The sequence below is a fragment of the Rhodoferax sp. RT4P68 genome (genome assembly GCF_056521305.1).
The window spans coordinates 59,821-80,863 of sequence record NZ_JBWMBB010000013.1 but is presented as its reverse complement, the minus strand read 5'-3'; the positions used below and the strand labels follow the sequence as shown (position 1 = coordinate 80,863).

11 protein-coding genes are annotated in these 21,043 nt (G+C 68.1%); 2 read left to right on the top strand and 9 right to left on the bottom strand.

The genetic code is table 11. The features are described from left to right. Nucleotides 1–8: 8 nt before the first annotated feature. The 9 genes from AC099J_RS24290 to bfr form a co-directional block, all read right to left on the bottom strand. Entirely contained in the window at nucleotides 9–1,991 is a 1,983-nt protein-coding gene (locus AC099J_RS24290) for a MacB family efflux pump subunit (protein WP_479617868.1), read from the bottom strand. Continuing rightward, entirely contained in the window at nucleotides 1,988–3,619 is a 1,632-nt protein-coding gene (locus AC099J_RS24285) for an efflux RND transporter periplasmic adaptor subunit (protein ID WP_479617867.1), read from the bottom strand. Before AC099J_RS24285 ends, AC099J_RS24290 begins: the two co-directional genes overlap by 4 nt. 301 nt (nucleotides 3,620–3,920) lie before the next feature. Beyond that, on the bottom strand, nucleotides 3,921–4,145 hold the full coding sequence (locus AC099J_RS24280; RefSeq protein ID WP_479618003.1) for an EndoU domain-containing protein: 225 nt from the start codon (nucleotides 4,143–4,145) through the stop codon (nucleotides 3,921–3,923). After that, nucleotides 4,099–4,326, bottom strand: coding sequence for a hypothetical protein (locus AC099J_RS24275; protein WP_479618018.1), 228 nt, complete (start codon nucleotides 4,324–4,326; stop codon nucleotides 4,099–4,101). The genes AC099J_RS24280 and AC099J_RS24275 overlap by 47 nt, the downstream gene beginning before the upstream one ends. A 342-nt stretch (nucleotides 4,327–4,668) precedes the next feature. Continuing rightward, complete coding sequence (locus tag AC099J_RS24270; protein WP_479617866.1) at nucleotides 4,669–5,106, bottom strand: hypothetical protein; 438 nt, start codon at nucleotides 5,104–5,106, stop codon at nucleotides 4,669–4,671. Further along, complete coding sequence (locus AC099J_RS24265) at nucleotides 5,103–6,845, bottom strand: DUF637 domain-containing protein (protein ID WP_479617865.1); 1,743 nt, start codon at nucleotides 6,843–6,845, stop codon at nucleotides 5,103–5,105. The genes AC099J_RS24270 and AC099J_RS24265 overlap by 4 nt, the downstream gene beginning before the upstream one ends. A 38-nt stretch (nucleotides 6,846–6,883) precedes the next feature. After that, on the bottom strand, nucleotides 6,884–15,886 hold the full coding sequence (locus AC099J_RS24260) for a two-partner secretion domain-containing protein (protein WP_479617864.1): 9,003 nt from the start codon (nucleotides 15,884–15,886) through the stop codon (nucleotides 6,884–6,886). Between the two features lie 19 nt (nucleotides 15,887–15,905). Then, on the bottom strand, nucleotides 15,906–17,657 hold the full coding sequence (locus AC099J_RS24255; protein WP_479617863.1) for a ShlB/FhaC/HecB family hemolysin secretion/activation protein: 1,752 nt from the start codon (nucleotides 17,655–17,657) through the stop codon (nucleotides 15,906–15,908). Between the two features lie 267 nt (nucleotides 17,658–17,924). Further along, nucleotides 17,925–18,401, bottom strand: a complete 477-nt coding sequence (gene bfr, locus AC099J_RS24250; protein ID WP_479617862.1) for a bacterioferritin — start codon at nucleotides 18,399–18,401, stop codon at nucleotides 17,925–17,927. Between the two features lie 150 nt (nucleotides 18,402–18,551). On the opposite strand from bfr, the gene ahpC reads away from it, so the two are divergent. Both ahpC and ahpF read left to right on the top strand, forming a co-directional pair. Continuing rightward, nucleotides 18,552–19,127 carry an alkyl hydroperoxide reductase subunit C gene (gene ahpC, locus AC099J_RS24245; protein ID WP_479617861.1) on the top strand — a complete coding sequence of 192 codons (576 nt, stop codon included), beginning with the start codon at nucleotides 18,552–18,554 and terminating at the stop codon, nucleotides 19,125–19,127. A 174-nt stretch (nucleotides 19,128–19,301) separates the two neighbouring features. Beyond that, nucleotides 19,302–20,876, top strand: a complete 1,575-nt coding sequence (gene ahpF, locus AC099J_RS24240; RefSeq protein WP_479617860.1) for an alkyl hydroperoxide reductase subunit F — start codon at nucleotides 19,302–19,304, stop codon at nucleotides 20,874–20,876. Nucleotides 20,877–21,043 lie beyond the last annotated feature (167 nt).

Genomic DNA, 21,043 nt, shown 5'->3' with positions numbered 1-21,043 from the left:
GGCGATGGCTATTCCGAAGAGAGGGCGACCACCGGGTCCAGCCGCGCGGCCTTGCGCGCCGGCAGCCAGCCGAACAGCAGGCCGGTGCCGAAAGCGCAGCCGAAAGCCAACAGCACCGGGGTCAGCGAATACTGCACCGGCATGCCGAAGGCGCCGATGACGGATGCCGCCACGAGACCGATCACCACGCCAATGGCGCCACCCAGCGCCGAGACGACGACGGCCTCGATCAGGAACTGCTGCAGGATGTTGCGCTCCCGCGCGCCGGTGGCCATGCGGATGCCGATCTCGCGCGTGCGCTCGGTCACCGAGACCAGCATGATGTTCATCACCCCGATGCCGCCTACCAGCAGCGAAATTGCCGCGATGGAGCCGAGCAGGATGGTCATGGTGTTCTGCGTCTCCGCGCTGGCCTCCAGGATGGACGCCATGTTGCGGATCTGGAAGTCCACCACGCCGTGCCGCTCCAGCAGCAGCTTTTCCACATCGGCCTGGGTCGCATCGATGCGCGCGACATCGTCCACCGCCACCGTCACGTTGCGCAGAAAGCGCTGGCCCGAAAGGCGCAGGCTGCTGGTCGCGTAGGGCACGAAGACGACATCGTCCTGGTCCGATCCCATCGGCGAGGCGCCGCGCTCGGACATCACGCCCACCACCTGGAAGATCAGGTTGTTGACCAGCACGAACTGGCCGATCGGGTCGGTGCCGTCGCTGAACAGCGCGTTCACCACCGTCTGCCCCAGCACGGCGACGGTGGCGTAGTTCTCTTCGTCGTCGACGCTGAAGAACGTGCCGCGCGCCACTGGCCACTGCCGCGCCAGCGGGAACTTGGACGAGGTGCCCGTCACGCTGGTGCTGTAGTCGGCGCCACCGTAGCGGGCCGTGACGGTGCTGGATTGTTCCGGCACGGCAGCCAGGATGTTGGGCACGGTGTCGATGGCCTGCACGTCGGGCAACACCAGCGTGGCCGTGCTGCTGAAGCCGCGCTGGTTCGGCGCGCCCGGGCGCACCAGCAACAGGTTCGAGCCCATGGCGCTGATGCGGTCGATCACCGCCTGCTTGGCACCGTCGCCGATCGCCAGCATGGCAATGACCGACCCCACGCCGATGACGATGCCCAATAGCGTCAGCACCGAGCGGAACACGTTGGCGCGCAGGGAGCGCAGCGCCATCTTGGCAGCCTCGACCACATCGCCCAGGAACGAGCCGCCGCCGCGGTGTGGCTGCGGCGTGAAGGCCGTGTTCTCGGGTGGGCGGTCGGCCGTGCCGCTGTCCGACAGGATGTGGCCGTCCTTGATCTCGATGAGCCGGTGCGCGTGCTCGGCCACCTCGCGTGCGTGGGTGATCAGGATCACCGTATGGCCCTGGGCCGACAGTTCGGCCAGCAGCACCATCACGTCGGCGCCGCTCTTGCTGTCCAGCGCGCCGGTGGGCTCGTCGGCCAGGATGATGCGCCCGCCATTCATCAGCGCCCGCGCGATCGACACGCGCTGCTGCTGCCCGCCCGACAACTGGTTCGGCCGGTGGTGAAAGCGCTCGCCCAGGCCCAGGCCACGCAGCAGCTCGATGGCCCGGCCGTGGCGCTGGGCGGGCGGCATGCCGGAGTACATGGCCGGCACCTCCACGTTCTCGGCCGCACTCGCAGTGCCGATCAGGTTGTAGCTTTGGAAGACGAAACCGAAGTCGTCGCGCCGCAGTGTGGCCAGCTCGTCGCGCGAGAAGTTGGCCACGTCCTGGCCGAGGAAGTCATAGCGGCCGGTGGTCGGTTTGTCCAGGCAGCCAAGGATGTTCATCAGCGTGGACTTGCCCGAGCCGGACGCACCCATGATGGCGACGAACTCGCCCTCGTGGATCGTCAGGTCGATGCCATGCAGCACCTGCACCGCCAGGTCGCCGTTGGCATACGTCTTGGTGACGCCCTGCAGCGCGATCAGTGCCGGCCGGCTGGTGGCCGACGGCGCGCCCAGCGCCGGGTCTTCCGCCAGCTTCATCGGCGCGGGCCTCCCGGCGGCATGCCCCCGGGCGGCATGCCGCCCTGCTGCAAGCCGGTACGTTGCTGGCCGCCCTGGCCCTCGCGCGCGCTGCCAGCCGGCAGGCGCTGGCCGGCGATGACTTCGTCGCCCTCGTTCAGACCCGACAGCACCTGCACCTGCACACGGTTGCTGATGCCGACCTCGACCTGGCGGTCTTCGATCCGGCCCTGCGCGTCGATCACACGCACCGTGGCGCGGCGCGGTGCGCGCTGGGCGCCGCCGGCAGGGCCGGTGAACAGACCGCGGCGCACGGCCGCAGCGGCCTGGCCGGGCGCGCGACCTTCGGCTGCACGTTCGGCGCCTGGCGAGCGGGCGGCGCTGGCTGCCGCCGTCGGCGCGGCAGGTGGGGCAGCGCCTGCCTCGCGAGCGCGCCGTGGTTGTTCGGCCAAAGTCGGGCGTTGCTGCTCGCCCGTGCCGGTGGTATCGGCGCGGCGGCTTTCGCGCGCTTGCTGACGCTCGCCTGCCGGCGCGCTGGCGGGAGCGGTGGCTGCTCTCGCTGATTCGGCGCTGCCTGCCGGCCCCGTTGCCGACGCGGTGCCGGATGCAGCTGCAACCGAAGCCGGGCCGGCCTGTGCGCCACCCTGTGCGCCTGCAGCCCGGCGCGGCCCGCGCGGCGCCAGCTGCACGGCGCCGGCCGGCACCAGCAGGGCGTCTTGCGCCTGTGCGGCGATGAAGAAGACCTGCGCCGTCATCGACGTCATCAGCGACTGATTGGCGTTGGACACGTCGAACAGCGCGTTGTAGAGCACCACGTTGTTGGTCACCGTGGGCGTCGGCTCCACCTTGCGCAGCTGCCCATACCAGCGCTGGCCCTGGCTGCCCAGCGTGGTGAAATAGGCGGACATGCCGCTGCGCAGCTTGCCCACGTCGGCTTCGGACACCTGGGTCTGCACCGTCATGGTCGCCAGGTTGGCCACGCGCAGCAGCGTGGGCGCCGACTGGTTGACGTTCAACGTCTGGCCCTGGCGCGCCGTGACCGAGACCACGACGCCGGCGATCGGCGCGTAGATGCGTGCGTAATTCAGGTTGGCCTCGCTCGCGCGCAGGGTCGATTGGGTTTGCTCGATCGATGCCTTCTGCGCTGCCAGCTGCGCCTCGGCCGAGCGCAGGTTGTTCTCGGCCGTGCGCAACGCCTCGACGGTGGTGGCGTCCTCGGCCATCAGGTTCTTCTGCCGCTGGTGCTGGTCGCGCGCCAGCACCAGGGCGGCCTCGCGCACCAGCAGCGTGGCCTGCAGATTGCGTAGGCCGGCGCGGCTGGCGTCCACATTGGCCAGCAGCACGGTGGGGTCGATCTCGGCGAGCAGGTCGCCCTGCTGCACGAGGGATCCGACTTCGACGTGGATCTTCTTCAACTGGCCGCTGACCTGCGCGCCCACGTCCACGTAGTCCAGCGGTTGCAGCGTGCCGGTGGCCGAGACCAGATCCTCGATGTCACCGCGCTGCACGGTGGCGATCTGGTACTGGTCACGCGGGTTGGCAGTCTGGAACCAGGTTTTCCAGGCGAAGGGGCCTGCGGCAGCGAGTGCCGCAAGAAGCAGTGCGATGCCGACCAGGCGCGGCCAGAGAGAAGAGGTGCGAGTGGCCAAGGGTGGTGTCGAGGTGGGTTGGCGGGTGAGGCGCGAGCGCCTGCCAGGGGGTGCGGTGGCGCGAGTATCGAATCCGCGGACCGGGCGGCGATGTGCATTGTGTCGCCGGGGGGTTTCGGCTTGGTAAAGGGGTCACAGACGGTTGGAGGCGCACACAGATGCCTTGTTGTGGGCACGCTGCTCAGCAGCCCCTTGGTCTTGGCATGCATGTGGTGCTCCAGCGCGTTGGGGTCGCGGGCAGCGTTCAACGCGATGTCGCGCAACCTATGGCTTCGACACGCCACTGGGTGTCTTTTTGCACCTACTGGTCATTGCGCAGCAGGCCCCTGTCTTCGTTCAGTAACCAGGAGTGTTGCGGTTTAGGCTGAAGTCGCGCTTGCGACCATGATGGTGGGAAGAACGTTGAACCTTGCCCAGACTTATCTTGCCATTGTTTAGTCTTGTCATTCCAGATCTGTACCGGCGCTTCGTACGTCCCATTAGAATTTTGCAGTACTTGCGCACCGGGCTTGATGCGTGCTGACATCGGCCGCGAACTCGGCGTGATATCCGGTCGCCTTGTTTTTGTGGTTGATTTCTCCAGCAAGTACATGGTTAATGTCGAAGTTGTTCTGCTTCAGGACGCTGACGTCCGTCTTCGCGATGTATTCCGCATCTCGACTCACATCGACCGAAATCCTTGCCAACTCGCCCAATTCGGCCTGCAAGCCTGCTTCTTGGGCTGCGCTTGACTGCCGCCGCTGGTGTCCAGGTTGCGAATCGCCCCGCCCGTAATGTGCACGCCCTGCGCGCCCGACAGCACACCGGCCACGCTCCCGATCACCTGCGAGATGCCCGGTTGCTGGTAGGTCAGTGCAGTTGCCGTAGGCGGCATCGAATGCGGGTCTGGCTTGCCCGTCGAAGTAGCTCCACCCTTGGCCGATCCGACCTGGCACGTCTATACATTCCTATCGACCTGAATCTCCTGAGCCTGGCCGGCTTGGCGCCTGTAGGCAATTCGCGGATGGAAAACGTCTCCGGGTTGGCGCCAAGGTACCTTGTCAGATCTTTTAAAGTTGAAACTTCCGAATCGTTGCATCGACTGCAATCCTGCACTCAGGCAGCCGCGCGCGCATGTTGTTCAGCACGTCCAGTACATGCCGGCGCAACACATGTTCAGAGTAGTAGGCACAGGGTGGATCAAGGTCGCTGATCGGCTGGTGCGTCCAGGCCTCGTAGCAGCCCCGTTCGCTGGTTGGAAGTGCATCCATACATGCCTTCCATTCGAAAGGCAGGTAGGCGTCGTCGGCGGAAGAAACCCAACTGATGGACCATCCAGGATCGCCACCGCCTGGACAGTCCATCTGTCTCCCGAGAATTCTGTTGAGATAGAAGTCCAGCCGTGCCGGTTGGATGGCGAATCTCAAGCAGAACAGCAGTGGAAGATCCTTGTCGCTTTGGAACTCCGCATCGAACGACACATAGCTACCGATCCATACTTTGGTCACTGAATCCTCGTCGGTGAAGTTGTGGGGAATACGGTCTGCACCCCAGTGACAGCGCCAGTCTTGTTGTCGATCTTGACTGGAGCAAAGAACCACAAACCATTGACCTGGACATATTGATCAGCAACCCCGGTGGCGAGGAACTGAATCTGTGAGCGGGCCGCCGCATCCCACGCCATGCTCCCCATTGCTACATCGCTGTGAACTGCGGGGTCGTAGACGGTCTTGGTCTGAGGCTCGCCGTTCACTCCCTTCGGCAACTTATATTTGATCTCGAAGATGCCGGGAGCAATCTCGACTTTTCCAACTATCGAACCTCCTGCGCCGCTAAGCGTCAACTCGAAATTGACCATGTTGTGCCCACCCGTGATTTGCTTGTTTGAGACCTTGGCGTTGGTTAGATGATGCTGCAGGTCTGATCGCGTCGGAGTGCGCGCAGCAAAATCTGCCTCTGCAAGTAGGTGATCGGGTAGCGCAGCACTGGTGGAAGCATCCGGTTTGAGGTCAACGATTTTGGCGGCCTTGATGCCAACGTTGCCCAGAGCCGTGACGGCCTTGCTCGCGCCAACTAACCCTGTCAGAGTTCCTCCGACGTGCCAGATGACAGCCCCCAGGTCCTTGCCCAACCGCTCTGCGTTCTGATCACCACCGACTTGCAAGGCAGTTTGCATGCGGTCAATCGTGGCGTCCAGTTCCCTGAACAAGCTGTCACCTAGTGCCTGGCGCGCATCCGGGTTGCTGATGATCTCCTTCAGACCGCTCAGCCCTTCGATCGGATGCTGCAGGAACTCGGCCATCCCTTGGATATCTGCAATGCCCGCTTCGGCCAACCCCTTGCCGATCCCCGATGCGGTCAGCGCGTCCTGTCTCGCGCTCGTCAGCGCCCACTTGCCCAGTATTACGGCTTTGTCGAGCGCTGAGTTCGCAGCGGTCATTTCCTTGGTGATCTGCTGGAGCTGTTGCGTCGCCAGCCAGTTGTTCGCCGCCGCGTTGCCGCCGGCCTGGCTTGCCACCTGGACGTCTGCTGCGTCGCCTCCTGCAATGGCTGCAGCGATGCCGGCCATCATCGAAGCGAACTCCACCGTGTTGCCTTGCGGATCGGTGCCAGTCGGGTCGTAGAGGCTTGCTGCAAGCTCACCAATGGCCGCGCCGACTGCGCCGGCTTGACAGCCGCCCGGCATGCGTGCCGCGCCCGCAGCGCATCCTGTGATCGCATGAGCCAACGTGTTCCCCACGCTGCCCGGCTCCAGATGACTGTCAATGGCGAAGGCGCCCTGCGCAGCCGCCGTATCGATGAACGCCGTGGTCAATGCGCTCCCCAGGTTGTCCTGCAGACTCCCCCCATTGATCGCCGTGCCGATCACCGCGCGCGCCGCGCCGGCCTTCAGGTTCTGGCCCAACTGGTCCATGAACGGCTGCGCTCCACCGCTCGTGGTGGGCGTGCCCGTGGGGTTCAGGTTCAGCCCTCCGAGCACGCCGCCCGTGGCGATGGCCGTGAGCAGGCCTTTCACGCTGGCGCTGCTGCCCAGGTCGTCCAGCGTCTTGCCCAGGTTGCCCTGGTTGTTCACCAGGGAGACGGCGGCCTGGCTGGCCAGTGTGGTGACGCCGGCCGTGACTGCGCCGCCCACGACAGCAGCGCCTGTGGCGCCCATGCCCGTGCTGGCGGCGACCGCATTGCCCACGCTGGTCCCCCAGGTCGAAGCTGCGCCTGCGGTGAAGTACGCCACCACCACCGTCAGCACCGCCGCACCGGCAGGCGTCAGCCCTTGCTGGCTGTAGTTCAGCTTGTATGAGCCTCATCCACCTGCGCCCAGTCGATCTTGCCGCTGAGCTGCGGATCCTGGGTGATCTGCTGCACCCAGCCCATGCCCGGCTGCTGCGCCAGGGCCTGGACGCTGTCGCGCGCGCCCAGCCCGGCCTGCACCTGGGCCACCGGTGTGGCCAGCGTGCCCATATGGAACTGGTTGTAGTGGGTCGTCTGATCGCTGTTGCCCTCGCCCTTGGCCTTTTGCCAGGCCAGGTCACTGCCGTGGCGGGTCTGGCTGCGGTCGGACTGCGTGGTCTGCGTGAGCAGCGCCAGCGTGTCGGCCGCAAGCGTCAGCGTGCCCGGGGTCTCGATGCGGGTCCCAGACAGAGCCAGCACACCGCCGACAGGGCCATCTGCGCCCTGGACGGCGCTGGCCTGGATGTGCACGTTGGCCGCCTGCAGCGTGCTGCGCACCAGTGCCGTGTCCTGCTGCGCCGTGGTGTCGGTCTTGCGCGCATGGATGCCGTCGCCCGGCTTGTGCAATCCCGTGAGGCCGATGTGCGTGCCCTTGCGGTACTGCTCGCTGCTGGCGCTGAACTGGTCGGTCGCCCCGGCGATGGCCACGGCCGCGCCCTGGATGTTGAGGTCGCGCTGCGCGCTGATCTGCACGCCCTGCAGGTTCACGACCTGGCCGGCCTGCAGCAGCACGCCACCGTTCTCGCTGGTGACGGTGCTGACCACTGCCGTATTGCTGGCGGAGGTCGCCGTGTCGCGGGCGGCCGCACTGGTGGGGATGGGCATGCCCATGAAGCTGCCTGCAAAGCCGGACTTCTTGACCGACAGCTGGTGGCTTTCCTGGTGCTGATCGCGCGCTTCGCGCAGATCCAGCGATTGGCCGGCCTGAAGCATCACGCCATCGTTCCCGCGGATCCGCACCCCCTCGCCTGTGATGTGGCCCTGCGCCGCCATGGCCACCATGCCGCCTGCCACGCTGCTCGTCACAGATGTGTCGCTGCTGCGCACCAGATGCTCGGTGGTGGTCTTGCTGCTCAGCAGGCCTTTGCTCGTCCCGTGCGTGAAGAGCTTCATCTCGCTGGTTTCGCGGGCAGCCTTCAGCGCGATGTCACCGCTGGCGCCCAGGTAGGCCATACCGCCGGCCTGGAGGCCGCTGCCTGTCAGGGTCAGGTTGCCGGTCTCTGCGGTGCCGGCCTGGGCTGTGAGGTTGCCGCTCGCTTGCACGCTGGCCCCCTGCACCGTCGTGGCGCTTGCGCTCTGGCGGAACCGCGTCCCGGTGGGGTCGTTGCGCTGGTCGCGCTGCGTGCTGCTGCTGGCCGCCTGCAGCTCGATGTGGCGGCCTGCGGCCAGGTTGGCATCGCCGCCGGCTACAACCTGCGCGCCCGTCAGTCGCAGGTCCCGCCCTGTGTGCAGCGCCAGATCGCCGCCGGCAGATAGCTGGCCCACCTGGGCCTGTGTGTTCGCCCGCAGCGTGCTGGCGGTACCGATGCGGGACTGGTAATGGCTGCCGGTCTCCAGCGTACCCAGCACCACATCGCGCCCGGCCTGCACACGGGCGTCGCCGCCGGCGTGGATGCGCCCGGCCAGGTCCATCACATCCTGGCCGGCCTGGATCTGCAGCGTCCGGCCGGCCTGGATGTTCGCGGTGTTGGACAGGCTGGTGTGGCGGCCCGTGGCATCGACCTTGCCCGCTTGCTGACTCCACGCCTGCGTCACCGCCAGGCTCTCGTTGCGCACGTCGCGCCCGGCGATGAGGCCGATGGTGTCGGCCTGGATGGTGCCGCCCTGGTTCACGATGTCCTGGCGGGCCACCAGCACGGCGCGGCCGGTGTTGGTGCCGCCGATCGTGCCGCCACGGTTGACGATGGAATCACCCTCGATGCGGATGTCCGCCCCGGTGATCAGCGCGCCACCCGGGTGCACGGCCCCCTGGCCCAGCTGCGCCAGATAGACCTTGGGCGCCAGCACCTGTTGCACGCTGCCGTCGGCCAGCGTCACGCTCTGCGTCTCCATCCAGACGATGTCGCTGGTCAGCGCGGCCATCTGCGCGGCCGACAGGGCCACGCCGGGGCGTAGGTTGTAGTGCTGTGCAAAGGTGGCACCGGCGCTGAGCAACGCGGCGTACTGCGCGTCGTCGTCGCTCTGGCCGGCCAGATGACGTCGGCCGGTCAGTTCGGCCACCTGTTCACGCACCAGGCGCTGCTCGTAGAAGCCGTCGCCCAGGCGCTTCTGCATCCGGGTCGGGTCCAGGCCCATGGCGCTGAACAGCGCGTCACTGGACGTCTGGCCTTGCGGGCTGCTGAAGCCGGCGCGCGTCTGGTAGAGGTGCTGGCTGGTGGCCTCGGTGTGCGTGATGAACAGGCCGCCCGGCGGCAGGGAGGGCGTGCGAGCGGTCACGCTGTCCAGGCCGGTGGTGGGGCCGGCCAGCGGGGTGATGCGGTCTGCGCGCTGGAGGCGAACGCCCGCAGCATCAGGGGCGATCAGGCCTGCGCCCGGTGCGCCGCTGGCACCGGCCAGGGCGGCGCTGCCATCCACCGCACCGGCATGGCCCGTGGCCTGGGCGCCCGTGGCGGGGGCTGGGCCGCTGGCGCCAGCCACGCTGCCCGAAGACAGGCGCACCTGCTGGACGATGTTGGCAGCTGTGCCGGCGCTGGTGTCCAGGTTGCGAATCGCCCCGCCCGTGATGTGCACGCCCTGCGCGCCAGACAGCACACCGGCCACGCTGCCGATCACCTGCGAGATGCCCGGCTGCTGGTAGGTCAGCGCCACGCCGTCCGCGTAGTGGCGCACGCCGTCGAAGCTGTAGCGCCGGTACAGCGTGGTGGCCACGTTGTCCAGGCTGGCGCCGGCCGCGCCGTCGAGCCGCAGTTGGCCACCGGCCAGGATCTCGCCGTACTGGTTGGTCAGCGACTGCGTGAAGCCCACGCGGATGTCCCCGCCTGCCACGATGCGGCCGACCTGGCCGGCGCCGGTCACCAACCGGTCGTCGACGGCGCGCACGTGCGCGTCGCGGCTCAGCTCGTAGAGCGAGGTGTGCGGGCCACGCACATCCTGCGTGTCACGGATGATGGTGCTGTTGGGGTCCGTGTAGCCGGGCTGCGTCACCAGACGCACGCAGTTCGTGTTGCAGTTGCCGTAGGCGGCATCGAATGCGGGCGGCGGGGCGTCCCAGTGGGTGACCGCCTCCTCGCCCTGCCAGACGCCGCTGGTGATGCCGGGCACCTGGTCGGGGTTGGGCGCGACCGCTTGCCCGCCGAAGTGGTACAGCACGCGGGTGCCCTCGGTGCTGGTGATGCGCTCGCGGTGGCCATAGGCGCCGTTGTAGCCCGCCCGGGCACTGAAGAACACCGTGTCGTTGGCATGCGTACGCAAGACGACGCGGCCGATGGTGTAGCCATCTGGCGTCACCATGGAGCTGCTCTCCAGGATGTCGGCCGGGTTGACGTAGTACACCTCGTAGGGCGAGTAGTTGGTGGCCAGCGGTGCGTAGTAGTGGCGGTTGCCTTCGCGGTTGTGCCACCAGCTGGGCATGTGCAGGGTGTGCCGCTCGTCAAGCGATGTCTCCTGCTCGATGGCCACGCCCGGGCGTTCGTTGAGCACCGTGCCTGCGGCGATGTCGATGTGGCGGCCTGCCTCGATGGTGGCGGCGCGGTTGACCAGCGCCCCTGCCGCATGGGCGACCTGACCCAGTGCGTTGCGAGCATCACTGGCGCCGACGAAGACATCGCGGCCGGCGTAGAGGGTGGCGCCGTCGATGTTGTGCAGGCCGCCCGCAACCCACAGCGCGACATCTCCCGTGGCGCCGATCAGGGCCTGGGCGCCCGTGTTGGCGATGTCCTGCGCCGCCAGCGCGACTTGGCCCCCTGAGATCGCGCCGGTGTTGACGATGCTGGCCGCATCGATGTGCGCGCGGGCCGCGCCGGTGATCTCGCCAGCGTTGTGCACGGTGCCGGCGGCTTGCACGTCCACGTCTTGCGCCTGGATGCGGCCGGTCGCCGCGTTGTCGATAGCGCTTGCGTGCGCGCGCAGCGTGGCGCCGGCCTGCAGCATGCCGGTGTTGTCCAGCGCGCCGCCCAGCGTCAGGTGCAGATCGCGCCCGGCGCGTAGGGCGTCGGCGTTGCGCAAGTCGCCAGGCAGCGTCAAGCGCAAGTCGCGGTCGCTGGCCAGCGTGCCGCCCTGGTTGGACAGGGTCTGCGCGTGGAGGGCCAGGTCGGCGCCCGAGCCTGCGATGGTGGTGATGCTGCCGCCGTCGTTGGCGATGTCGCGCACGGCGATCCGGGCGTGGCCTGCTGCGCTGATCTGGCCACCGGCGTTGTCCAGGCGGGCCGTGGCTTGGTCGAACACCAGCGCGCCGCCGCTGGCGATGGTGCCGCGGTTGGTCAGCGTGCCGGTGACCGCCATGTCCAGCGCAGCGCCGGCCGTGACCAGGCCGCCCGCCTGGTTGTGCAGCGTGGTGGCCTGCAGCATGAGTGCGGCGTTGGTGGTGATGAGGCCGGTGTCGGCCGCGGCGCCCGCGCTGCGGCCGTTGACGATGTGGTCGGCGGCGAGCAGCGTTGGGGCCGTGCCGGCATTGGCGATGCGGCCGTCGGTGTTGTCCAGTTGTGCCGCAGCCAGCGACAGCGCGGCGGCCTGGCCTGCGGCTTCGATGGCGCCGCGTGAGTTGGTGACCTGGCCGATGGCTGCGATGGCCAGGCCGCTCGTGGCGCGCAGGCTGCCGTCGGTGTTCTGCAGGGCGCCGCCAGACTGCAGCTGCAAGCGGGCGTCGGCCACGATGCGGCCGCCTTGGTTGTCGATGTCGGCTGCGGTGACCGCGAGCTCGGCCTGGCTGCCGCTGGCTGTGGCGATCAGGCCGCCCCGGTTATTGAGGGCGCCGCTGGCGCTGATGCGTGCCGCGCCTGCGCCGGTGTGCAGGATTTGCCCGCCCTGGTTGCGCAGCGTGCCGGTGTCGATGGCGATCTGCCGCGCGGCCATCGCGCCGCCATCGTGCACCGTGCTGGCGGCTTGCAGCGCCAGCGCCCCGTTGCTGGCCAGGCTGCCGCTGGCGCCGTCGAACACCGTGGCCGTGATCGTCAGCGTGCCCGTGCCGGCATGCTGGATGTGGCCGGCCGTGTTGGCGAGCGTGGCGGCCTGCAACTGCAAGTCGACCCCGTTGCTGGCGATGCGGCCTGCGCTGTTGGCCAGCACGCCGGCCACGGCGATGCGGGTGGCGCCGGTGCCGGTCTGCACGATGTCGCCACCGTGGCTGTTGGCCAGGTGGCCCACATCGATGGCGAGCTGGCCGGCGCTCAGTGCGCCACCCTCGTTGTCCAGCGTGTGCGCGCTAGCGGTGATGGCCAGCGTGCCGCTGGCGACCACCTGGGCCTGGCGCGTGCGCACGTCGCCCTGCGTGGCGGTGATGGCCAGTTGCGTGGCGCTGGTGGTGCTGCCTGTGAGGTCGACGCTGGCGCCGGTCAGCGTGGCGCTGCCGGCGGCCAGCAGGGTGCCTTGGGCCTGCAGGGCCTGCGTGGCGCGGACGTTCAGGTCGCCGCTGGTGCCCAGGCGGCCGTCTGCGCGGATCCCGGCCCCCAGCACGCCAGCGCTGCCACCGCGCACGCTGGCGGCCGTGACTTGGGCGTTGCGCGCGGCAGTGATCGCCCCGTCGTTCTGCAGGGCGTCAGCCAGGCGCAGCGCCATGTCGTGGCCGGCGCGCACGGTGCCGGTGTTGGCCAGGCGCGTGGCCTGGATGCCGAGGTCCTGGCCTGCTGCGACGGCGCCGCGCGTGTTGTCCAGCGTGCCGCCGGCCACCACGCTTGCTGCACCCGTGGCGGCCAGCGTGCCATCGGCATTGCGGACGTCGCCTGCCGTAGCAACGCGAACGTGCGCCGCGTGCAGCGTGCCGGCGCTGTTGTCCAGGCTGGCGGCGTCGGCGCTGAAGGTGGTGGTGCTGGCAAGCGAACCGCCCGCGTTACGCACCTCGCCCGTGGCGGCGATGGCCATGCTGCCCGCTGCCAGCGAGCCGGCGCTGTTGTCGAGGCTGCGCACCTGGGCGCTGAAGGCCTGGCCGATCTGCACCTGTCCTGCCGCATTGCTGAACTGCTGGCCCATGAAAGCCAGATTGCCTGCGATGTCGAGCACGCCGTCCTGGTTGACCAGACTGCTGGTCCGCACCGCCAGGTGGCCGCCCGTGGCGATGTGGCCGCGCGTGCTGTCCAGTGGGCCACCGGCCACCACGCTGGCGTCGCCCGCACTCAGGAGCTTGCCTTCGGCGTTCGTGATGGCACCCTGCGCGCGGATGTGCAGGCTGTCTGCATGCACCGTGCCGGCCCGGTTGTCGATTGCGGCGGCATCGGCTTGCATGGCGCCGGTGCTGACCATCGTGCCGCCCGCGTTGCGCAATCCACCCGTCGCGACGATGGACACGCTGCCGGTACGCAGCACGCCGGCGCTGTTGTCGAAGCGGTCGACCTGCGCGCTGAACGCTTGGTTCACATGAATCTGGCCTGCGGCACTGCGCAGGCGCTCGCCGGTGAAGGCCAGCGTGCCGGCCACATCGATCTGGCCGTTGTCGTTGCCCAAGTCAGTGGCGCGCACCCGCAGGTCTGCGCCGACCGCAACAACCCCGCGCGTGTTGTCCACCACGCCGCCTGTGACGAAGTGGGCGTCGCCCATGCTCCCCAGCGTGCCGCCCGCGTTGGTCAGACCGTCCCGCGCGCCGATGCGCAGGCTGCCGGCCTGTACGCTGGCGCCGCTGTTGTCAAAGGTGGTCACGTCGACCTCGAAGGCCTGGCCCACGTGCAGCGTGCCGTCGGCATGCACGAAGCGCTCGCCCTTGAAGGTCATCGCGCCTGCCACATCCACGGTGCCGCCACCCACCAGCCCCGCCGCCTCGATGCCGAGGTCCTGGCCTACGGCGATACGGCCTTGCGTGTTGTCCAGCTCCCCGGCTGCCACCAGCCGGGCATCGCCTGCGCTGGTGATGGCGCCCTGGGCATTGCGCAGCTCTGCGCTGGCTGTGACGCGTACGTTGGCAGCCTGCACCGTGCCATGACGGTTGTCGAACTGCTCGGTGTCCGCGATGAACGCGCCGCCCGCTTGCGCCACCCCGGCTGCGTTGCCGAAGCGCTCAGCCGTCAGTGCCAAGTCTCCGGTTGCCTGCAACGTGCCGCCGTCGTTGACGATGCCGGCCGCATCCGCGACGAGGTGCTGGCCCGACGCCACATGGCCGCGCGTGTTGTCCCACTGGCCGGCGACGTCCAGCTGCACTCCGCCGCTGCTGACGAGCGTGCCGCCCACATTGCGCAGGTCTTCGGTGGTGGCGATGCGCGCGCCTTGGGCGCTAATGTGGCCAGCGCTGTTGTCGAAGTGGTGCGCAGAGGCGCTGAGGTCGCGGCCCACGGTCAGCGTGCCACCTGCGTTGGTAAAGCGCACGCTGTTGAGCGCTGCACCGCCTGCCACGTCCACGCTGCCGCCGTTGTTGGCGAGAGTTGTAGCCTGCACCGCCATATCACCACCCACGGCCATGGCGCCGCGCGTGTTGTCCAGCTCGCCCGCGGCTGCGAGCCTGACATCGCCCCGGCTGGCGAGCAAGCCGCCGACATTGAGCAGGTCGCCCGTGGCGGTGACGGCCACCGTACCCGCTCGCAGCGTGCCGGCGCTGTTGTCGAAGCGACCCACCTCGGCGCTGAAGGCGTTGCGCACATTGAGCGTGCCGCCGGCGTTGCTGAAGCGCTCGCCGGTGAATGCCAGCGTGTCCAGGTGCAGCTCGGCGCCGCTCTGGTTGTCCAACCGCGTGGTCTGCAGCGTGATGGCGCCACCGGTCTGGATGTGGCCGCCTTCGTTGTGCAGGGTGCCGGCGGCCGTGATGGTGCCGGAGGCACTGGCCTGTGGGGCTGGCGTGGTGGCCGGCATGCCGGCTTCGGCGCCGGAGGCGGGTGCAGTCGCTTCCGCGCCAATCACGCCCCCAGCCGTGTTGCGCACGGTGTGGGCGCTGAGCACCAGGCCCTGGGTGCCGCTCTGGCGCAGCGTGCCGCCGCGGTTGTCGATGTCGCCCGCGCTGGTCAGGGCGATCTGTTGCGCTTCGATGGTGCCGGTGTTCTCCAGCCGCCCGCTGGCCGTGACAACGAGGCCGCCCGCGCCGGCGCCGATGCGCCCGGCGTTGCGCACGCCCACGCCGGACTCCGTGCCGATCAGCGTGATCTTGCCGGCGTACATGCCGCCGAGTGCCGCCACGTCCAGTGCGAAAGCGGGCGCGCTGCCCGCGCCTGGGCTGGGGCTGGCCTGGCCTGCATCGGCCGAGACTTCGCCAGCGCCGGTAACCACCTTCAGCTCTGTCGCCCAGATGCCGGCGTTGACCTGCAGCGCGCGGCTCAGGATGGCGGCGTAGTCGGTCTGGCTGACGTCAAGCCCCGCACCTTCGACGCGGATGGTGCCGCCGCGCACCAGAAAGCCGGCGAGCCCGCCGTCGGCACCGAACTGCGCCGTGCCGGTGGTGAGCGTCGCGCGGCTGGCGTTGATGAAGCCGGCGCCGTCGACCTGGATGCCGGCCGGGTTGGCGATGACCACTTCGGCACGCTGGCCGGCCACTTCGACATAGCCGCGCAACTGGCTCGGGTCGGCACTGTTGACTTCGTTCAGGATGATGCGCGCCGGCCCCTTGGCCAGCCACGGATTGCCCTGCACCGGGCCGGCGAGCTGGGTCTGCGCGCCGCTGCGGCTGTTGTTGAGGATGGCGCCGTGGGCCTGGACGTCGAACTGCTTGTAGACGTTGCGCGAGACGCCGGCGGCGCTGGGTGTCTGGATGTTGACCACCGGCATGCCGTTGGGGCCTGCGATCACGGTGGCGCGCTGGTGGCCGGGGGCGCCGGGGTCGGCCTTGATCTGGGCATGCAGCGGCGTGGCGAACAGCAGCGCCGCGAGCGTGGCGGTGCCCAGGGCCGAGGTGGCGCCGCCAGCGGCCTTGCCGGCGCTGCGTGCGGTTTCCTGCACGGCCATGCGCGTGCCGCGCGCGGCGTTGAAGACGATGCGGTGGAGATTCTTGTTCATGGTGTGATTTCCGCGAGGGTCAGAAGCTGTAGTTCAGGTGGAAGCCGAGCGTTACGCCCGAGGTGCCGAGGCGCGCAGGTTTGCGGATCGGCGCGCCGGCGAACACGTCGACGCTCAGGCCCTTCCAGCTGCCGCGCACGCCGATCACGCCGCCGGTCAGGCTGCGGCCGGGCAGGGCGGTGGTGGAGGTGCCGCGCACCTGGCCGTGGTCGATGCCGGCGTACAGCTCTGCGCCGCTTGCGCCCAGGGCCAGGCCGATGTCGTTGCGCCACAGCCAGCCGCGTTCGCCGGCCAGGCTGCTTTCGCCGTCGAAGCCGCGCACCGTGTAGCGCCCGCCGATGGCAAAGCGGTCCTGCGGCGTGAGCGGCGTGCGGTTCCACTGCGCGCGCCACAGGGCGGCGTAGCGCAGCTTGTGGCCGCCGATACTGAATGGGATCTCCAGGCTGGTGTCGGCCGTCAACATGCGCATGCGTGAAGTGCCTTCGCCGAACGCTTCTTCCGGCGCTGCGATGGCGCGGAAAGCGCCGGTGCCGTGGCGGTAGTGCACGTTTGCGTCCAGCGTGGCCGTGTGCCCGAACAGCGGGATGAATTCGCGGTGGTTCAGCCCGAGTTCCCAGCCCGCGACCACGCGGCGCTGCACCTCGATCTCGGTGTCGTCGATGAAGTTGGCCGACGCGCGCCGCCAGCCGCGCACGGCCACGGTGGTCTTGCGGCGCTGGTCGCGCCAGACCAGCCGGGACACCTTCACCTCGGCGTTGCTGGAATCGCCGGCGTACACGTAGTCCTGGTCGAGCCCGGTCACGCGCTGGTGGTAGCGGCCGCGGCTGGCGGTGGCAGACAGCAGCCAATAGCCGTAGGGCACGGCGTAGTGCAGCGTCTGCCCGCTCGTGCCCCGTGCGCCGGGGTTAAAGGCGTCGTGGTTGAAGCTGATATAGGCCAGGTCGTTCAGGCCGAGCGGGCCGTCCCAGGCGAAGGTGGTGCCGGCCTGGATGCGGCCGGTGGCCCGGGTGCCGCTGTCGTCCAGGCTCAGCGTGGTGCGCAGCGGAAAGCGGCGCGTGTAGCGCACGACGAGGTCACTGTCACCCGGCTGAGCATCCGGTGCTTGCGATGGCTCGATCTGGATGTCGGCCTCGGCCGTGGGCAGGCGCTTGAGGTTCTCCAGCCCTTGCTCGACGTCGCGCAGGTTCAGCAGGTCGCCGACAGCGGCCGGAATGGCACTGCGCAGGCTGGTGCGGTCGGCCGTGTCGCTGGCGAAGCGGATGGCGGCGATGCGCCCGGGCACCAGCGTCAGCGTGAGCGTGCCGCCGGCCAGATCCTGCGGCGCGGCGAGGACGCGGGTGGTGATCCAGCCGCTCGCGATCAATGCCTGCTGCAGGCGGGCCAGGACGGTGTTGACGCCCTGCGTGCCCAGGCAGCGCCCGATGGGGCTGTCATCGGACTGGTCGCCCGCTGCGGCAGACAGGAGCCACTGGAACGCGTCGGCATGTGGGCCGGTCAGCGCCAGTGCGTCGATGCGAAAGCAGGGCGATTCGGTCTCGGGCAGGCGCCCGATGGTCGGCGCGTCGGAGCCGGGTAGCGTGGCATCGACCGCGCGCTCCTGCTGTGCACGCAGGGCCCGCTCGCGTTCCTGCTGACGCAGGTCTTCGGCGAAGGACCGGCTCGCCGGTACGGTTTGGCCTGCGGCAGACGTGGCCGCCAACAGCGCAGCGGCGACTGCGAGTGTGTGGAGTCCCAGGCGGAAGGTGCGAACGGGGCGGGGAGAGTGCGACATCGGAGGCCCGTGAAGCGGCGTGGGTGCCGCGGTCTCCGAATTGTTTTGTTACGCACTGTTTCTGAATGTGTACTAGTTCTTTGTTGTGGACGATCTGTTTGGATTGTGGACAGTTCGTGAAATAGTGGTGCCAAGGCCCACCGTTGCCGACGCGAATTTGCCGCGAATGCATTGAATTGCAGGCGAAAAAAACGGCAGGAGAACCCGCCGTTGTGCATTTAGCCGGTGCCCGCCGGTCACCCGGCCGCAATGTGGCCGTCTGAACGACTAGCTGATCTCGCCCATCTGGCTCTGCAGATAATTCTGGATGCCCACCTTTTGAAGCAGATCGATCTGTGTTTCCAGAAAGTCGATGTGCTCTTCCGTGTCGTCCAGGATGCCCTGCAGCAGATCGCGCGAGACGTAATCGCGCACGGCTTCGCAGTGGGCAATGCCGTCCTTGATCGTGGCCTGGGCGCCGGTTTCCGACTTCAGGTCGCAGTTCAGGATCTCGGGCACGTCTTCGCCGACCATCAGCTTGCCCAGGTCCTGCAGGTTGGGCAGGCCGTCCAGCATGAAGATGCGGTCCATCAGCTTGTCGGCATGCTTCATCTCGCCGATGGATTCCTCATATTCCTTCTTGGCAAGCTTGTCCAAGCCCCAGTGCTTGAGCATGCGGTAGTGCAGAAAATACTGGTTGACGGCCGTGAGCTCGTTCTTCAGCTGGGCTTGCAGGTGGGTGATGACTTGAGGGTCGCCTTGCATGGAGTTTCCTTATGGGTGGGCGCGCGAGCGCGGGTGCCGGTGCATTGGCATTTTCAATGCATCCCATATCGTCAAACGATTGGCGTGGCGCCACATGCCAGCGTTAAAGTTCGGGCTTCTCGAATTTCTCAACCGCCTCATAGGATCCACATGTCACTGATCAACACGCAAGTCCAGCCCTTCAAGACCACCGCTTTCGTGAACCGCGCCGGCAAAGGCGAGTTCATCGAAGTGAGCGAAGAGAACCTGAAGGGCAAGTGGTCCGTCCTGATCTTCATGCCGGCTGCCTTCACGTTCAACTGCCCGACGGAGATCGAAGACGCGGCCGACAACTACGCCGAATTCCAGAAGGTTGGTGCCGAGGTCTACATCGTGACCACCGACACGCACTTCTCGCACAAGGTCTGGCACGAGACCTCTGATGCTGTCGGCAAGGCCAAGTTTCCTCTCGTGGGCGACCCGACGCACCAGCTGACCAACGCCTTTGGCGTGCACATCGCCGAAGAAGGCCTGGCACTGCGCGGCACCTTCGTGATCAACCCCGATGGCGTGATCAAGACCATGGAAGTGCATTCCAACGAAATCGCCCGTGACGTGTCGGAAACCCTGCGCAAGCTGAAGGCTGCCCAGTTCACCGCCGCCCACCCCGGCCAGGTGTGCCCCGCCAAGTGGAAGGAAGGCGCCAAGACGCTGACGCCTTCGCTGGACCTGGTCGGCAAGATCTAAGCCGCGTTCGACGACGGCCGAGCGCGCAAGCGCTCACCAGCCGGACAGCGTCATGGCGGTCATCCGCCGTGCCGTCCGGCTTTTTTTCGCCCTTTTTCGGCCCGGTTGGGCCCGCAGGGCGGCTCACCTTGGGGTGAGCCAGCCCGCAGTATTCGACATTCAAAGGAGTTCACCATGCTCGACGAACAACTCAAGACCCAGCTCGGCGCCTACCTGGAGCGCGTCACGCAGCCGTTCGAGCTGGTGGCTTCCCTGGACGACAGCGAGACCGCGCGCGACATGCGCAGCCTGCTGGAGACCATCCAAAGCCTGCGCAGCGACAAGATCACACTGCGCACCGACGGCACCGATGCCCGCAAGCCTTCGTTCAGCGTGCAGCGTGCCGGCACCCATACCCATTTGCGCTTTGCCGGTCTGCCGCTGGGCCACGAGTTCACCTCGCTGGTGCTGGCGCTGCTGTGGACGGGCGGCCATCCGCCGAAGGTCGAGCAGGACGTGATCGACCAGGTGAAGGCGCTGGACGGCGACTACCAGTTCGAGGTCTACATGAGCTTGACCTGCCACAACTGCCCGGACGTGGTGCAGGCCCTGGCACTGATGGCGGTGCTGAACCCGCGCGTCAAGACCACCGTCATCGAAGGCGGCGCCTTCCAGCAGGAGGTGACTGCGCGCGAAATCATGGCTGTGCCGATGGTGTTTCTGAACGGGCAGATGTTCCACTCCGGCCACACGACGCTGGAGGAGATCGTGGGCAAGCTGGACACGGGCGCTGCCGCGCGTGACGCGGCCAAGCTGTCGGCCAAGGCGGCCTACGACGTGCTGATCGTCGGCGGTGGCCCAGCCGGCGCTGCTGCTGCGGTGTATGCCGCGCGCAAGGGCATCCGCACCGGGGTGGCGGCCGAGCGCTTCGGTGGCCAGGTGAACGACACGCTGGGCATCGAGAACTACATCTCCATCGTGGAAACCGACGGACCCAAGTTCGCGGCCAACCTGGAAGCCCACGTGCGCGCCTACGACGTGGACATCATGAACCTGCAGCGTGCCGACAAGCTGGTGCCGGCCGTGGAGCCCGGTGGCCTGGTCGAGGTCCATCTGGCCAACGGCGGCGTGCTGAAGTCCAAGACGGTGATCCTGTCCACCGGCGCGCGCTGGCGCAACGTGAACGTGCCCGGTGAGGCCGAGTACCGCAACAAGGGCGTGGCCTACTGCCCGCACTGCGATGGCCCGCTGTTCAAGGGCAAGCGCGTGTCGGTGATCGGTGGCGGCAACTCGGGTGTCGAGGCCGCAATCGACCTGGCCGGCCTGGTGGCCCATGTGACGCTGGTCGAGTTCGCCGACCAGCTCAAGGCCGATGCGGTGCTGGTGCGCAAGCTGCTGAGCCTGCCCAACGTGACGGTGCACACCAACGCCCAGACCACGGAAATCACCGGGGCCGAAGGCAAGGTCAACGGCCTGCGCTTCAAGGACCGCGCGACAGGTGCTGAGCAGCTGGTGGCACTGGAAGGCGTGTTCGTGCAGATCGGCCTGGTGCCCAACACCGAATGGCTCAAGGGCACGGTCGAGCTGTCCAAGTACGGCGAGATCATCGTGGACGCGCGCGGCCAGACTTCGCTGCCCGGCGTGTTTGCGGCTGGCGATGCGACGACCACGCCGTACAAGCAGATCGTGATCGCGGCGGGTGAGGGTGCGAAGGCGGCACTGAGCGCGTTCGACCACCTGATCCGCAGCCCGGCGCCGGTCGCGGCCTGAGCCTCGCCCGGTCGCCTGCACAGGCGCGCCCCGCAGGTGAGGCCGAAGTTCGGTCGATGAACGACGAAGGCAGGCGCCGGCCCGCGCCAATGCCCTTGCAACGGTCGCGGCGTGCCATGGCGCAGGGTCGGTGCCGCCACGCGGGGGCTCCTACAATCGCGCCCCCC

Bases quoted from the DNA above. Each gene is read 5' to 3' on its own strand.
- AC099J_RS24290 (WP_479617868.1), bottom strand. From the start codon at position 1,991: ATGAAGCTGGCGGAAGACCCGGCGCTGGGCGCGCCGTCGGCCACCAGC.
- AC099J_RS24280 (WP_479618003.1), bottom strand. From the start codon at position 4,145: ATGTCAGCACGCATCAAGCCCGGTGCGCAAGTACTGCAAAATTCTAAT.
- AC099J_RS24260 (WP_479617864.1), bottom strand. From the start codon at position 15,886: ATGAACAAGAATCTCCACCGCATCGTCTTCAACGCCGCGCGCGGCACG.
- AC099J_RS24255 (WP_479617863.1), bottom strand. From the start codon at position 17,657: ATGTCGCACTCTCCCCGCCCCGTTCGCACCTTCCGCCTGGGACTCCAC.
- bfr (WP_479617862.1), bottom strand. From the start codon at position 18,401: ATGCAAGGCGACCCTCAAGTCATCACCCACCTGCAAGCCCAGCTGAAG.
- ahpC (WP_479617861.1), top strand. From the start codon at position 18,552: ATGTCACTGATCAACACGCAAGTCCAGCCCTTCAAGACCACCGCTTTC.
- ahpF (WP_479617860.1), top strand. From the start codon at position 19,302: ATGCTCGACGAACAACTCAAGACCCAGCTCGGCGCCTACCTGGAGCGC.